15 protein-coding genes are annotated in these 15,142 nt (G+C 51.9%); 13 read left to right on the forward strand and 2 right to left on the reverse strand.

Annotation, left to right across the window (positions count from 1 at the left end):
- The first annotated feature begins 12 nt into the window (after positions 1-12).
- From AB1E37_RS10470 to AB1E37_RS10510, 9 genes are all read left to right on the forward strand, one after another.
- On the forward strand, positions 13-750 hold the full coding sequence (locus AB1E37_RS10470; protein WP_002908223.1) for a heme ABC transporter permease: 738 nt from the start codon (positions 13-15) through the stop codon (positions 748-750).
- A complete protein-coding gene (gene ccmD, locus AB1E37_RS10475) occupies positions 747-977 on the forward strand; it encodes a heme exporter protein CcmD (RefSeq protein ID WP_004143390.1) in 231 nt (76 codons plus the stop codon). The genes AB1E37_RS10470 and ccmD overlap by 4 nt, the downstream gene beginning before the upstream one ends.
- Complete coding sequence (gene ccmE, locus AB1E37_RS10480; protein ID WP_004143391.1) at positions 961-1,419, forward strand: cytochrome c maturation protein CcmE; 459 nt, start codon at positions 961-963, stop codon at positions 1,417-1,419. Before ccmD ends, ccmE begins: the two co-directional genes overlap by 17 nt.
- Positions 1,416-3,368: a heme lyase CcmF/NrfE family subunit gene (locus AB1E37_RS10485; protein ID WP_023313314.1), complete on the forward strand. Its 1,953-nt coding sequence runs from the start codon at positions 1,416-1,418 to the stop codon at positions 3,366-3,368. Before ccmE ends, AB1E37_RS10485 begins: the two co-directional genes overlap by 4 nt.
- The gene (locus AB1E37_RS10490) at positions 3,365-3,919 is read left to right on the forward strand and encodes a DsbE family thiol:disulfide interchange protein (RefSeq protein ID WP_023313313.1); all 555 of its coding nucleotides are present in this window, start codon (positions 3,365-3,367) and stop codon (positions 3,917-3,919) included. The genes AB1E37_RS10485 and AB1E37_RS10490 overlap by 4 nt, the downstream gene beginning before the upstream one ends.
- Before the next feature lie 11 nt (positions 3,920-3,930).
- The gene (locus tag AB1E37_RS10495; protein ID WP_004891317.1) at positions 3,931-4,377 is read left to right on the forward strand and encodes a cytochrome c-type biogenesis protein; all 447 of its coding nucleotides are present in this window, start codon (positions 3,931-3,933) and stop codon (positions 4,375-4,377) included.
- Entirely contained in the window at positions 4,374-5,216 is an 843-nt protein-coding gene (gene ccmI / locus AB1E37_RS10500; protein WP_009307659.1) for a c-type cytochrome biogenesis protein CcmI, read from the forward strand. Before AB1E37_RS10495 ends, ccmI begins: the two co-directional genes overlap by 4 nt.
- Before the next feature lie 377 nt (positions 5,217-5,593).
- Positions 5,594-6,631: a S66 peptidase family protein gene (locus tag AB1E37_RS10505; protein WP_004184325.1), complete on the forward strand. Its 1,038-nt coding sequence runs from the start codon at positions 5,594-5,596 to the stop codon at positions 6,629-6,631.
- A gap of 236 nt (positions 6,632-6,867) precedes the next feature.
- Positions 6,868-7,803: an ATP-grasp fold amidoligase family protein gene (locus AB1E37_RS10510; protein WP_004148636.1), complete on the forward strand. Its 936-nt coding sequence runs from the start codon at positions 6,868-6,870 to the stop codon at positions 7,801-7,803.
- Here AB1E37_RS10510 and ccrB read toward each other — a convergent pair.
- Complete coding sequence (ccrB, locus tag AB1E37_RS10515; RefSeq protein ID WP_004184324.1) at positions 7,800-8,861, reverse strand: HAMP domain-containing histidine kinase CrrB; 1,062 nt, start codon at positions 8,859-8,861, stop codon at positions 7,800-7,802. The genes AB1E37_RS10510 and ccrB overlap by 4 nt on opposite strands.
- Positions 8,858-9,562 carry a response regulator gene (locus AB1E37_RS10520; protein WP_004151175.1) on the reverse strand — a complete coding sequence of 235 codons (705 nt, stop codon included), beginning with the start codon at positions 9,560-9,562 and terminating at the stop codon, positions 8,858-8,860. The genes ccrB and AB1E37_RS10520 overlap by 4 nt, the downstream gene beginning before the upstream one ends.
- 282 nt (positions 9,563-9,844) lie before the next feature.
- On the opposite strand from AB1E37_RS10520, the gene AB1E37_RS10525 reads away from it, so the two are divergent.
- The 4 genes from AB1E37_RS10525 (at position 9,845) to AB1E37_RS10540 (ending at position 15,114) form a co-directional block, all read left to right on the forward strand.
- Complete coding sequence (locus AB1E37_RS10525) at positions 9,845-10,234, forward strand: transporter (protein WP_004219658.1); 390 nt, start codon at positions 9,845-9,847, stop codon at positions 10,232-10,234.
- A 229-nt stretch (positions 10,235-10,463) separates the two neighbouring features.
- Complete coding sequence (locus AB1E37_RS10530) at positions 10,464-11,348, forward strand: ABC transporter six-transmembrane domain-containing protein (RefSeq protein ID WP_004151176.1); 885 nt, start codon at positions 10,464-10,466, stop codon at positions 11,346-11,348.
- Positions 11,349-11,385: 37 nt separating this feature from the next.
- Entirely contained in the window at positions 11,386-14,502 is a 3,117-nt protein-coding gene (kexD, locus tag AB1E37_RS10535) for a multidrug efflux RND transporter permease subunit KexD (RefSeq protein ID WP_004151177.1), read from the forward strand.
- Positions 14,503-14,577: 75 nt separating this feature from the next.
- Positions 14,578-15,114, forward strand: coding sequence for a GNAT family N-acetyltransferase (locus AB1E37_RS10540; protein WP_004184321.1), 537 nt, complete (start codon positions 14,578-14,580; stop codon positions 15,112-15,114).
- The last annotated feature ends 28 nt before the right edge of the window (positions 15,115-15,142 follow it).

A 15,142-nucleotide genomic window follows, 5' to 3' on the forward strand; every position in this document is an offset into this window, starting at 1 on the left:
GAGTAAGCGTCTATGTGGAAAGCGTTACATCAACTGGCGATCCCCGAGCGGCTGTACCGCCTGTGCGGATGCTGGATCCCCTGGCTGGCGGCGTTGAGCGCGCTGTTGCTGGTCATCGGCCTGGGGTGGGGCTTTGGCTTCGCCCCCGCGGACTATCAGCAGGGGGAAAGCTACCGGATCATGTACCTTCACGTCCCGGCGGCGATGTGGTCGATGGGGCTGTACCTGGCGATGGCCGTCGCGGCCTTCGTCGGGGTGGTCTGGCAGATCAAAATGGCCGATCTGGCGATCGCCGCCCTGGCGCCGGTGGGGGCGGTCTGCACCCTGGTGGCGCTGGTCAGCGGCGCGGCATGGGGCAAGCCGATGTGGGGGACCTGGTGGATCTGGGACGCCCGCCTGACCTCAGAGCTGGTGCTGCTGTTTCTGTATGCCGGGGTCATCGCCCTGTGGCACGCCTTTGACGACCGGCGGCTGGCCGGGCGCGCGGCGGGGATCCTCGTGCTGGTCGGGGTGGTCAATCTGCCCATCATTCATTACTCGGTCTACTGGTGGAACACCCTGCACCAGGGCTCGACCAACCTGCAGCAAACCATCGACCCAAGCATGCGTCTGCCGCTGCGGATCTGCATCTTTGCCTTCCTCACGCTGTCGGTCACCCTGACCCTGATGCGCCTGCGTAACCTGATCCTGCAACTGGAGCGCCGTCGACCGTGGGTGGTGGCGCTGGTGAATAAAGGAGCCGCCCGATGAGCCCCGCCTTTTCGTCTTTCGCTGCCTTCCTGAATATGGGCGGCTATGCCGTGTACGTCTGGCTGGCGGTGGCCGTGACCGTCGCCGCCTTTGGCCTGCTGACGGTGCATACCCTGTGGGCGCGGCGGGCGCTGTTCCATGAGGTGCGACGCCAGCAGGCGCGCGAGCGGCGGATCGCTGCCGCCCGCGAACATGACAAGGAGGCAGCGGATGCAAGCGCGTCGTAAAACCCGGCTGTATATCGTGCTGGCGGTGCTCGCCGGCCTCGGGCTAACCGTCAGCCTGACGCTGTACGCCCTGAGCAGCAATATCGATCTGTTCTACACCCCGGGGGAAATTATCTACGGTAAAACGGAAACCCGGGCGCTACCCCATACCGGGCAGCGCCTGCGGGTGGGGGGCTACGTTCAGCCGGGCTCCCTGCAGCGCGACCCGCAAACTCTCGATGTGCGCTTTAAGCTGTATGACGCCCGCGGGGTGGTGGACGTCAGCTATAAGGGCATTTTGCCGGACCTGTTTCGTGAAGGGCAGGGCGTGGTGGCCCAGGGCGTGCTGGACGGCGAGCGGCATATTACCGCCCAGCAGGTGCTGGCCAAACATGATGAAAATTACACGCCGCCGGAGGTGAAAAACGCCATGACGCCGGAGAAAACGGGGGCGCAGCCATGATGCCGGAGCTGGGCAACTTTTTATTGTGTCTGGCGGCGGGGCTGGCGCTGCTCCTGAGCGTCTATCCCCTGTGGGGCGCGGCGCGGCAGGATCGGCGGCTGATGGCCCTGGCGCGGCCGCTGGCCTGTGGGCTATTCGCCTGTATCGGCGGCGCCTTCCTGCTGCTGGTGCACGCCTTTGTGGTCAATGATTTTACCGTCCGCTACGTGGCGGAAAACTCCAACAGCGCGCTGCCGGTGTGGTATCGGGTGGCGGCGACCTGGGGGGCGCACGAGGGCTCGCTGCTGCTGTGGGTTCTGCTGCTCAGCGTCTGGACCTTCGCCGTCGCCATCTTCAGCCGCCGGATGCCGCTCGACGCCGTCGCCCGGGTGCTGGCGGTGATGGGGATGATCGCCTTTGGTTTCCTGCTGTTTATCCTCTTCACCTCCAATCCGTTCAGCCGCGGCCTGCCGCAGTACCCCATTGATGGCCGCGACCTCAATCCACTGCTGCAGGATATCGGCATGATTTTCCATCCGCCGATCCTCTATATGGGTTATGTCGGCTTCTCGGTGGCCTTTGCCTTCGCCATCGCCTCGCTGCTGGCGGGCCGGCTGGATACTGCCTGGGCGCGCTGGTCGCGTCCCTGGACCCAGGCGGCATGGATGTTCCTCACTCTCGGCATCGTGCTGGGCTCGGCGTGGGCATACTACGAACTGGGCTGGGGCGGCTGGTGGTTCTGGGACCCGGTGGAAAACGCCTCGTTTATGCCGTGGCTGGTGGGAACCGCGCTACTGCACTCCCTGGCGGTGACCGAGAAGCGGGGCAGCTTCCGCGCCTGGACGGTGCTGCTGGCCATCGCCGCCTTCTCCCTGTGCCTGCTGGGCACCTTCCTGGTGCGCTCCGGGGTGCTGGTTTCGGTGCATGCCTTCGCCTCGGATCCGTCGCGCGGGCTGTTTATTCTGGTACTGCTGATTGTCGCCATCGGCGGATCGCTGCTGCTGTACGCCCTGAAGGGCGGCCGGGTGCGGGCGCGGGTGGAACATACGCTTTGGTCGCGCGAGACGTTCCTGCTTGGCAACAATATCTTGCTGATGGCCGCGATGCTGGTGGTGCTCCTCGGAACGCTGCTGCCGCTGGTGCATAAAGAGCTGGGCCTCGGCAGCATCTCCATCGGCGAGCCGTTCTTCAATACCATGTTCACCGCCCTGATGGCGCCGTTTGCGCTGCTGCTGGGGCTGGGGCCGCTGATCCGCTGGCGGCGCGATGACGTCGCCAGGCAGATTAAGCGCCTGATTATCGCTCTGCTGGTGACGTTGTCACTTTCTCTGGCGCTGCCGTGGCTGCTGCAGGACCGTATCACCGCCATGGCGGTCATAGGCCTGATGATGGCCCTGTGGGTGCTGATCTTCGCCCTGATGGAGGTTCACGAACGGGCCACCCATCGCCACGGCTTCTGGCGCGGCCTGCGCACGCTGACCCGCAGCCAGTGGGGGATGGTGCTCGGTCACGTCGGCGTGGCGGTGACCGTTATCGGCATCACCTTCAGCCAGAACTACAGCGTGGAGCGCGATGTACGGATGCGCCCCGGCGACAGCATCGATATCTACCGCTATCACTTTGTGTTTAACGGCGTGCGCAATATCGTCGGCCCCAACTGGACCGGCGGCGAAGGCATTATCGCCGTGACCCGCAACGGCCGCCCGGAAGCGACGCTGTATGCCGAGAAACGCTTTTACACCGCCAGCCGGATGATGATGACCGAGGCGGCGATCAGCGGCGGGCTGACCCGCGATCTGTACGCCGCGCTGGGGGAAGAGCTGAGCGACGGCAGCTGGGCGGTGCGTCTGTACTATAAACCGTTCGTTCGCTGGATCTGGTACGGCGGGGTGCTGATGGCCCTCGGCGGTCTGTGCTGCATGCTCGATCCGCGCTACCGGATGCGTAAGAAGCTGCAGGAGGCCTCATGAACCGGAAGCTATTGTTTATCCCGCTGGTGCTGTTTCTGGCGCTGGCCGCCGCGCTGTTCTGGCAGCTGATGCGCAACGCCGATGGCGATGACCCGACGACCCTCGAGTCGGCGCTGATTGGCAAACCGCTGCCGGAATTTCGCCTTGAAGCGCTGAATACCCCCGGTCAGACGCTGGACCGACGGACGCTGATTGACGGCAAGCCGCTGCTGCTCAACGTCTGGGCCACCTGGTGTCCAACCTGTCGCGCCGAGCATCAGTTTCTCAACGGCCTGGCGCAGCAGGGCGTGCGGGTGGTGGGGATGAACTACAAAGACGATCGCCAGAAGGCGATGAGCTGGCTGCAGCGCCTGGGTAATCCCTACAGGCTGAGCCTCTACGACGGCAACGGCATGCTTGGCCTGGATCTCGGGGTCTATGGCGCGCCGGAGACGTTTCTCGTCGACGGTCAGGGCATTATCCGCTGGCGGCACGCCGGCGACCTGAACGAACGGGTGTGGCGCGAGGAGCTCCAGCCGCTGTGGGATCAATACAACCGGAGGGCGGGCTGATGAGAAGTGTAATAGTCATCCTGTTGGCGCTGATGCTGACCGGCCAGGCGTGGGCCGCCATCGATACGTGGCAGTTTAAGGATGAGGCCCAGGAGCAGGCCTTCCGCGAGATCACCTCCCAACTGCGCTGCCCTAAATGCCAGAACAACAGCATCGCCGACTCAAACGCGATGATTGCCGCTGATATGCGGCAGAAGGTGTACGAGCTGATGCAGCAGGGGAAAACGAAAGGACAGATCGTTGACTATATGGTGGCCCGCTACGGTCATTTTGTCAGCTACGAGCCGCCGCTGACCGCGGGCACGGTGCTGCTGTGGCTGGGGCCGGGGCTGTTCGTGCTGGCGGGCGCGGGAGTGATTATCGCCCGCGCGCGCCGTCGCGACATTCCTGACGCGGCGCTCAGCGCCGAAGAGCGCCAGCGGCTGGCGGCATTATTGCAAGAAGGAAAAGAACGATGAGCCTGTTGGTGGTTATCGCCGGGCTGTTGCTGGCTGGCGCGCTGGGGCTGCTGTACTTCCCGTGGTCGGGCAAAGGGGCGGTAGACCGCGATGCCCTCAACCGCGCCCTGTACCAGTCGCGCCTGCAGGAGCTGGCGCAGGAGCGCGGCGAGGACAACCCGGCGCTGGTCGTCGAGCTGCAGCGCACCCTGCTGACGGATATTCCGCCCCAGGCACAGCCTGGCGAACGGCCGCTACGCCGCTGGGCGCTGCTTCCGGGCGCGCTGCTGCTGGTGGTCCTGAGTCTGGGCCTGTATCTGAAAACCAGCGATATTGGTCAGGTGCTGCTCTGGCAGCAGGCTGAACGACATTTTCCTGCGCTGTTGCAGCAGGTTAAGGACCCGACGGCGGCGCCGCTGCGAATGGATGAGCTGGCGGAGCTGCGGCTTGGCCTGCGCAGTCACCTGCAGGATACCCCGAACGACCTCGCCGGCTGGCAGCTGCTTGGGCGGCTGGGCCTGTTGTTAAACGATGGCGAGACGGCGATCGGCGCCTTTGGCCGGGCGCATGCTCTGGCGGCGGACGACCCGGCGGCGGCTTTCGATTACGCCAGCGCGCTGGTGCGGGCGGGAGATAGCGGTCAGGTTCGGATGGGCGAGCTGCTGCTGCGTGACCTGCATCAGCGGCAGCCGAACAGCCTGCCGGTGCTGGAGATGCTGGCCCTGAGCGCGGTGCGTAATGAAGATTACCCCGAGGCCGTGGCGGCCCTGCAGGCGTTGCTGGCCCGGCTACCGGAAGGGGATGCGCGGCGCGAGGCGATCGTTCGCCAGCTGGCACAGGCGCAACAGCAGGCGCAGTAACTGCCCGGCGGCGCTGTGCAGGCGCGGGCCTGGGGCATGCCACCAGAAGAGTTTTGTAGGCCGGGTAAGGCGCAGCCGCCACCCGGCACAAAATCGGCTCCGTGCCCGCTGTCCTTGCCCGGCGGCGCTACGCTTGCGCGGGCCTACGAAGGGCGCGAATAGAGCGCCAAATCGCGGGTAGCCTTTGTAGGCCGGGTAAGGCGCCAGCCGCCACCCGGCAACATGTTGGGCTCGGAGCCTGATTTCTTGCCGGAGATGGTTATCGGTTTTCCTGGTTCTCAGCCCGGGAAAGCGTTTCTCACGCGTGACTTCAGCGTACTCTGTGCTCCCGCTTCGTGGTGCTATGGAATTCTATATGTTCTGAAAAGGATTTATCCATGAGTGTCCTCTTTCCACCCAGGCTGGCTCCAGGAGATGTTATTGGTGTAACCGCTCCCTCTTCTGGCGTACCTGAACATCTGCATCCCAGACTGGAACTCGCCATAAAAAACCTAAAGAAAAGAGGTTACCAGGTCCGCGAAGGACGCTGCTTACGCTCGCAGCACAAAAATAAAAGCGCAACTAAATTTTCTCGCGTTGAAGAATTAATGTCTTATCTTACTGACCCAGATATAAAAGCTGTTATGCCACCTTGGGGCGGTGATCTGGCGATGGAATTACTTGATTTGATTGATTTTGATCTGTTGTCCCGGTCTAAACCAAAATGGTTTGTGGGCTTTTCAGATCTTAGTACACTTCATTTCCCACTGATGACGATATCGGGCTGGGCTACTTTGCATGGACCGAACCTCATGGATCTTGGCGCTCAAAAGTTAGATGCCACCACTCAGGCCGTATGGGAAATTCTGGAATCGAATCGGGGAACTGTAATCAAACAGTACTCTTCAACAGCATTTCAAGCGGATGAAAATCAATGGGGAACAGCGTCAGACGGAGGTTTCAATCTGACCCAAAAAACACAGTGGAAACGCCTTGATGGTGTTACATCTTCTCTGACATTTAGCGGGAAACTGATCGGCGGCTGCCTCGAAATAATATCCAGGTTAGCAGGTACACCATTCGGGAATGTGCCCTTGTTCAAGGCGAGCAATAGCCCTCAAGGAATAATCCTCTATTTTGAAAATGTGGAAATGGCTCCCTGTGAATTAACACGCGCATTATTTAGCTTACGATTACAGGGTTGGTTTGATAACTTAAATGGTGTTCTTATCGGCAGAAGTGCTGCACCCGACGTAAGCGACCCGACTAAACATAATTATCTGGATGCCCTTAAAGCCGCTTTTGAGAATATTGCCGTGCCCGTACTGTATGATGTTGATATTGGCCACATACCTCCTCAAATATCCCTGGTCAATGGAGCCGATGCGACGGTATTTTTCGCTGAAAATGGTAGCTGGGTAACTCAGCAGTTGTAGATAAGGCATTATTAATAATAAAGGCGGGCCTTGCTGTTCTTTTGCACTGAAGATCCGCTCTTCGTTCAGAGCGGATCTTCAGTGCAGTTAACTTTTCCGATTCGTGCAAGGCGCGGACAATGGTCCGGATTAATTTCTGTTAATAAAGAAGCAAGTCGGTCCATATACTCTCCATAATTTGCAAAAAATAAATCAACAAACCTCTGTCAGAATTTCCTTTCTGAACCGGAGGTGTTATGAACAAAATAAACTATCAAATCAAATACATTGAATATTTGTTAAGAAAATGCAGAACAATTTTGACTAATGACATTTCATTTCATGCAGACAGGTTAAGAGAAATATCTGGCACATATCCGGATTTACTCAACCCTGTAACGCTTAATGAGAAAATTTGCCATCGCATTTTATTTATCCACAACCCATTTTATACATTGCTTGCTGATAAACTTCTGGTCAGGCAGTATGTTGAGAAACGGACTAATTTAATTAAGCTTATTCCTTTAGTAGGTGTTTATAATAGAGTTGATGATATTGATTTCGACAAACTTCCCTCAAAATTTGTTTTGAAATGCAATCATGATAGTGGTAGCGCGGTCATATGCACGGATAAAACGAATATTGATCCCGCTAAGGTTAAAAGCAAATTAAAACTATCTCTTAAAAAGAACATGTATTATACGACCAGAGAATGGCAGTATAAAAACATACCACCCGTGATCCTATGCGAAATGTATCTGGATCTATTTTCCAGTAAACACCGGAATATAACTCCGGAAATGATAAGAATACATTGCTTTCACGGTGTGGCATGTTTTATCGAGGCCGACTTTACTGACAGCGATGGAAACGAATTCATTAACGTTTATGACAGAGCGTGGAATTTACAACCCTTTCAGATGGAATACCCAAACACGCCATTGCCGGTTGATGAACCAGAATCATTTCATAAATCCGTTATTGCCGCCCAGGACTTAGCAAAAGAAATAGACTACTGCCGCGTCGATCTTATGCTAAAAGGAGATGATATCTATTTCAGCGAAATAACATTAAGCCCCAAAAGAGGCAAACTTAAAATCACCCCATCAATTTGGGACGCAAAACTCGGCAGTATGTGGGATCTGTCTCTTGCTAAAACAGGTTCGATCGAGCCTGTGTATTCATGCCCTTAAACAGGCCATGAGAGTTTGAAAAGTGAGCCATTTTCTGGTGTTAAACTATAGCTAACGTCTCCACCGTGGGCGCACATAATGGCTTTAACTACCGACAACCCTAAACCACAGCCCTCTGGATTAATATTTTTGGCGTATTCTCCTCGCTGAAAAGGCTGGAATAAGGACTTCTGGAGTTCTTCAGGAATTCCAGGTCCTTGGTCCTGAACGATAATAAAATTATCGTTTCCTGTAATACCATTCTTTATTAACAGCGTTTGTGATGTGGAGTATTTTAAGGCATTGTCAAAAAGAACGGTGAGGCACTGAATAATGCGTAAGGGATCGCAAACGCAATACTGCTGGTTAATCTCAGTGACAATTTTGAAATGCTTTTTATCAAAGTCCGGCCAAAAGGTATCAAGCGCATTTGAAATCGTGGCCTTGAGATCGACTTCACTCAGCATCAAGGAGTACCCTGCGCCTCCTGAAGAACTCACGACGCGGAGATCTTCAATTAAGTTGGTCAGACCTTCAGTTTGTTTAAGAAGGTTTCTGAATAACGACGGTTCTGGTTCGAAAACACCGTCAACCAGTCCCTGAAGCCTCCCACGTAAGATAGTCACCGGCGTCCGGAGTTCATGAGCAATTGCAGCATTCCATAAATTTCGCTGCGCATCCAGCGTCTGTAACTTTTCAGCCATCTCATTAAAGTCATTGACGAGCCTATTCATCTCTCCCAACTTAGAACTGCTGTTAAATGCTCTGGCACTAAGGTTTCCCTGAGAGATTTGTTTCAGGCTGTATGCAACGTCATTCAGTGGGTTGAATATTCTTGCAGACAGCTTTACGGTAAAGAAAAGTGCAACGACCAGACTGGTAATGGACGCCATCAGAATCCACATCCAGTCAAGGAATGTCATAGCATCTTCACTACCTTCGTTCATTCCACCCGGCAGGTAATAAATCAGGAAACTATAAAATAAGTAGGAACCTAGTATTGCAATGGCAATAATAACAAACGTTAACAACAACATATATGTCAAAATCTGACGGCTCAGAATCGTTTCTTTGTTCATTTTTTGTCACCCAACCGGTAGCCTAATCCTCGGATGCTTTCCGGAATGCCCTTCAATCCGGCATGTTCAAGCTTTTTCCGAAGTTTACTCATATGACTGTCTACAGTACGATCCAGCGAGTCTCCCTCAGGTAAACACGCATCGAGTAACTCTTCACGTGAACAGACTTTTCTCGGGTTTCTCGCCAAATAGGTTAAAAGCTTAAACTCAGTGGTGGTTAATACTGGCGTGGAAACCTCACCTTGTGCAGTGATTTCAACGTAAAACTCATCAGGATAAATCGTTAAAAAAGGCGTTCTTAAAGGCCGTGAATGTGTAGACTCTGCAACCGGTCTGGTTCTGCGAAGCACAGCTTCAACCCGGGCAATAACCTCAGATGGATTGAAGGGTTTTATCACATAGTCGTCAGCCCCGAGCCGTAGCCCCATCAGTTTATCAACGTCTTGATCCAGTGCTGTCACCATGATGACCGGTACATTCGTTTCCTTTCTTAACGTGGTGAGAACATTCCAGCCATCGTACACGGGCAGGTGGATGTCCAATAGCAGGAGATCAGGCTTGTTCAGACGGGTAAGATTGATTGCCTGCTCACCGTCTTCGGCTCTTAAGGTTTTCATACCTGCCTTACGTAAATAGCCTGTCAGTATGGCAGCGATGTCATCATCGTCTTCTGCGACGATAATCAGATTGTTGTTGTTCATATTTTCTTCCACAGTGCTGATGACAACATGCATTTTACCCTGAAAGCACTTTTATCGTCATGCTTAAAGCTCTTTAACTCAATTACAAACATTAATTTTCAATCTGATGTCTTTTGACAGGTACTTTTTGGAAAAGTTCATCAAGAAATTTTCTTAAAATTTTACCAGACTCACTCTCCATATTCACTACACATTTTATAAATAATTAATCAACATCGCTAAGTGATAATCTACAACCAGGTTAAGTGGTGCATGCAATATGTACTTTGTCTAAGGAGTTTTATGGTGCTGACTAAATGTTTTTTCCGGCGCGAGAATTTGATGGCCTCACTTTTATTTTGCATCGTTTCATATGGGTTGCTATCTACCTGGCTTTACCTTGTGCATTCAATTAATGAAAAAGTAGAATCAACATTACCCTCATCTTTACTGATTCGTGTTTTGATAATCATTACAGCATTATCATTTATTATTCAGAAAAAACCTGGAGTTTTTAAAAACTTCATTGCAATAACATTCGGTCTGGTTTTAGTGTTTATACACACCATCATTGTATTACATCTGCTTTTGAATACTTTTCCAGATATCTATGATTTTGTTTTTTATTATGAATTTTTTTTAATGGTTTTCTTTTGCGGACTACCTTTATGTTTATGTATAAGAATGGTTTGATATTATGCAATGTCAATATGATACATAACCTCAGGAGTGAGTACACATATCCTCCATAAAACATCCATTCACGATTGACATCATCACGTTACACTTAGCACATGGATTTATGACTGCTCTGTTCTGCTGTCTCGTTTCACTTAGCTGACATAATAAACCAACTGCAGAACCCTTTACACACAGATGTTTAATATAATTTATCATGATTTATAAAGGCAACGACAAACCTATGGCCCCCGGGGTTGCTATCTCACTTAAGAGACTTGCCTGGCGGCACAGAAAGAAATTGTGCATTACTTTCATGCTGGTTATTGCTGAAAACGTTGCATTCCTGCTCTACCCCGTTCTGGCGGGCATGGCGATAAATGCCATCCTGGGCGGACAGACGTCACATGCGGCCCTTTATGGCCTGATGGTTCTGTTCATGTGGTGCATGGGAGCCGCCAGACGTAGTGTCGATACGCGAACGTTTGCACGTATCTACGCAAGTCTTGCTGTGACTGTAGTATTATCCCAGCGAAAATATTCACTTAATCACTCGACTATTGCTGCGAGAGTCACTCTGTCGCGTGAATTTGTAGATTTCTTCGAGTTGCACCTTCCCGTATTGATCACCTCGATCATTTCCCTTTTCGGCGCAGCAATTATGCTGTTATGGATTGAATTCTGGACAGGTATAGCCTGTTTGATCATCGTGGCAATACTGATGTGTTTTGTCTCAAGCTATGCCAGCAAAAATGAGACATTCTACAGACGGCTGAATAATCGCCTTGAGAAAGAGGTCGATTATGTTAATAAGGCGTCTTTTGGTGCTCTTAAGCGACATTATGACACACTTGCTCGTCTGCGCGTGGTGTTATCCGACAGAGAGGCATGGGGATATTTATCAATAGGCCTTCTGGTTTCTGCTCTCTTTTCCATGACCATTATCAGGATGAGCATGGAATCCGGAATTAATGCCGGACATATTTATTCCGTCATGACCTATATGTGGATGTTTGCAACAAGCCTTGATGACGCACCACAACTTCTTGAGAAATTTTCCCAGCTCAGGGATATCGGTAAACGGGTTTCGACTGACGATGAGACCTCTTTATCAGGAAAACCATGCTGAACTTTTACCCTTTGTATGTTGACTGGAAGTACACCTGATGCCGCACTTTTTCATTGAGCGCCCCATCTTCGCATGGGTTATTGCCCTGTTTATTGTTCTGACGGGACTGTTGTCCATACCTCGTTTACCGGTTGCGCAATACCCTGAAGTTGCGCCACCCGGTATTATCATTTCAGTGAGTTACCCTGGAGCTAGCCCGGAAGTGATGAACACATCCGTCGTGTCTCTGATCGAGCGTGAAATTTCGAGTGTTGACAATTTACTCTATTTTGAATCTTCCAGTGACACGACAGGGATGGCGTCAATTACGGTAACTTTCAAACCCGGCACCGACATCAAACTCGCCCAGATGGATCTGCAAAACCAAATTAAAATTGTGGAATCTCGCCTGCCGCAGTCGGTAAGACAGAATGGGATAAATGTTGAGGCAGCTAATTCCGGTTTTTTAATGATGGTGGGGTTAAAATCGCCAAGCGGAGCCTATCAGGAAGCTGACTTAAGCGATTATTTTGCAAGGAATGTTACTGATGAACTCCGTCGCGTACCTGGTGTAGGTAAAGTCCAGCTTTTTGGCGGAGAAAAGGCACTCCGCATATGGCTGGACCCGATGAAATTACACAGCTATGGGCTCTCTGTTACGGATGTATTAAGCGCCATCAGTCAACAAAACGTGATTGTTTCACCGGGCAGAACCGGAGATGAACCCGCGACGAGCAGTCAAGAGGTGACCTATCCAATAACGGTAAAAGGGCAGCTCTCTTCGGTTGAAGAATTTCGCAATATCACGATTAAATCACAGGTCTCAGCCGCCCGGGTGACACTGGCAGACGTTGCCCGCGTGGAATCCGGGTTGCAAAGTTACGCATTTGGCATCCGTGAAAATGGCGTGCCTGCAACGGCTGCCGCCATTCAGTTGTCTCCTGGCGCAAATGCGATTAGTACTGCGTCGGGTATCCGCGCGCGGTTAACAGAACTGTCCGGTGTGCTTCCCGAGGGAATGACATTCACCGTGCCTTTCGATACGGCTCCATTTGTAAAGCTATCGATATTGAAGGTAGTTGAGACATTTGTTGAAGCCATGGTTCTGGTCTTTTTCGTGATGCTGCTTTTCCTTCACAAGATACGCTGTACGCTTATTCCTGCGATTGTGGCACCCGTGGCGCTGCTCGGCACATTTACCGTAATGCTATTAAGCGGTTATTCCATCAATATTTTAACCATGTTTGGAATGATACTGGCCATCGGGATTATTGTTGACGATGCTATTGTTGTGGTGGAGAACGTCGAACGACTGATGGAAGACAAAAAAATGTCTCCACAGGATGCAACGCGAGAAGCGATGCGTGAAATTACGCCGGCAATCATTGGTATTACGCTGGTGCTCACTGCGGTGTTTATACCAATGGCCTTTGCCAGCGGTTCTGTGGGTATTATTTATCGACAGTTCAGCATTTCGATGGCGATATCCATTTTACTGTCGGCATTCCTGGCGCTGACGTTAACGCCTGCGCTTTGTGCAACCCTGCTCAAACCACATGGTATTCATCAGGGTAAAAGCAGCGTATTTTCAGCGTGGTTTAACGCTCACTTTCATCGCCTGACTTCGTTTTACGCCACTGGTCTGGGATTTGTACTGAAGCGTACTGGCCGTATGATGATGATCTACGCTGCATTATGTTTGGCATTGTTTGCCGGGCTGTCCACCTTACCATCATCATTTTTACCCGATGAAGATCAGGGTTATTTTATGTCCTCAATCCAGCTTCCTTCTGATGCCACGATGCAGCGGACGCTTAAGGTCGTCGATACATTTGAAGAGGAGATCGCCCATCGGCAGGCGGTAGAAAGTAACATTATGATTCTGGGATTTGGTTTTTCAGGGTCAGGCCAAAATTCGGCCATGGCATTCACCACCCTCAAGGACTGGAGACAACGCAAAGGAACCACGGCACAGGAAGAAGCTGACCATATTCGGTCCCAAATGGCAAACGTGCCGGACGCCGTAACAATGAGTCTGCTGCCTCCGGCTATTTCTGATATGGGAACCTCATCCGGGTTCACTTATTATTTACAGGACAGAGGGGGGAAAGGCTATCAGGCACTCAAAAAGGCGGCCGATGAGCTTATTGTACAGGCAAATCATAATCCTCACCTTGCCGATGTCTATATTGATGGACTTGGTGAGGGAACAAGCCTTTCCCTGCATGTCGACAGGGAAAAAGCGGAAGCCATGGGGGTTTCGTTTGATGAAATAAATCAAACCATTTCCGTTGCAGCAGGTTCCAATTATGTTAATGACTATACCAATAATGGTCGGGTTCAGCAGGTTATCGTCCAGGCGGATGCGCCATACCGGATGCAGCCTGAACAACTTTTGGCTTTGTCTGTTAAAAACCGTCTGGGGCAGATGCTTCCATTATCCACTTTTGTGACGCTTTCGTGGAATGTTGCACCGCAGCAACTGATACGCTATCAGGGATATCCTGCCATACGCATAACCGGGAGTTCCGCACAGGGAAAATCGTCAGGTACCGCAATGGCGGCAATGGACAATCTGGCTAAGCACTTACCACCGGGGTTCGCCGGTGAGTGGGCGGGAAGTTCGTTACAGGAAAAAGAGTCTGCATCACAGCTTCCGGGTCTTATTGTGCTCTCGGTACTGGTGGTATTCATGGTGCTGGCTGCTCTTTACGAAAGCTGGTCCATTCCCTTTGCGGTCATGCTCGTTGTTCCTCTGGGGCTGCTCGGCGCTGTGCTGGCCGTATCCGTTACAAATATGACGAATGACGTCTTTTTCAAAGTGGGTCTGATAACCCTGATTGGACTTTCCGCCAAGAATGCGATTCTGATTATCGAGTTCGCGAGACAATTGATGAAAGAAGGAAAGAGCCTTATTGACGCGACATTGACGGCTGCAAAGCTACGCTTACGGCCAATTCTGATGACTTCTCTGGCTTTCACATTAGGTGTTGTTCCGCTGATGCTTGCCAGTGGAGCCAGCGACAGCACGCAGCATGCGATTGGTACCGGTGTATTCGGCGGGATGATTAGCGGAACGCTACTGGCCATTTTCTTTGTTCCGGTATTTTTCGTGACGATCACACGATTTACAGGCATGCGAAAATACAGACTGGGGAATAGCCGGAACGGCTAATCTCTGCCCTGTGTTCCGGCCAGTTTAAAGCAGACTTCTTGCTGAACTGGCTGGCATTACATTATCAAGGACATTATGACCATCATTACCACTCAAAGATTAATCATTCGCCATTTTAAGGAAGAGGATGCGGCAGCTCTTTTCAATTACCTCTCTTCACCACGTACTCCTTGCTTTAAGGATGAAAAGTTACATTCACTCGCTGAGGCAGAGGTCGACGTGGCTAAACGAGCCTCTGACCCAACACAGTTTGCCGTTTGTCTAAAAGAAACCGATACGTTAATCGGACATCTTTTTGCGGACAATAGCAACGAACCAGACAACAATACCTGGTCAGTAGGCTGGCATTTTAATCAACGTTTTGAACATCAGGGATATGCAAGCGAGTCAGTTGCTGCACTGTTTGATTATTTATTTAAAGTAAAAGGCGCCAGACGTTTGTATGCCTGGGTGGAAGATTATAATTACTCCTCTCAAAAACTATGCGAGCGACTACTTATGCGACGTGAAGGATGTTTTAAAGAATTTGTCTCCTTTGAAAACGAGGAGGGTAAGGCAAGGTATGACGACACATACATCTATGCGTTACTGCATAAAGAATGGACGAAGTAGAGGACGAAGAAAAATGTCCGCTCCTCGC

The sequence above is a fragment of the Klebsiella sp. Shm-1 genome (assembly GCF_040804525.1).
Lineage (GTDB): Bacteria > Pseudomonadota > Gammaproteobacteria > Enterobacterales > Enterobacteriaceae > Klebsiella > Klebsiella pneumoniae.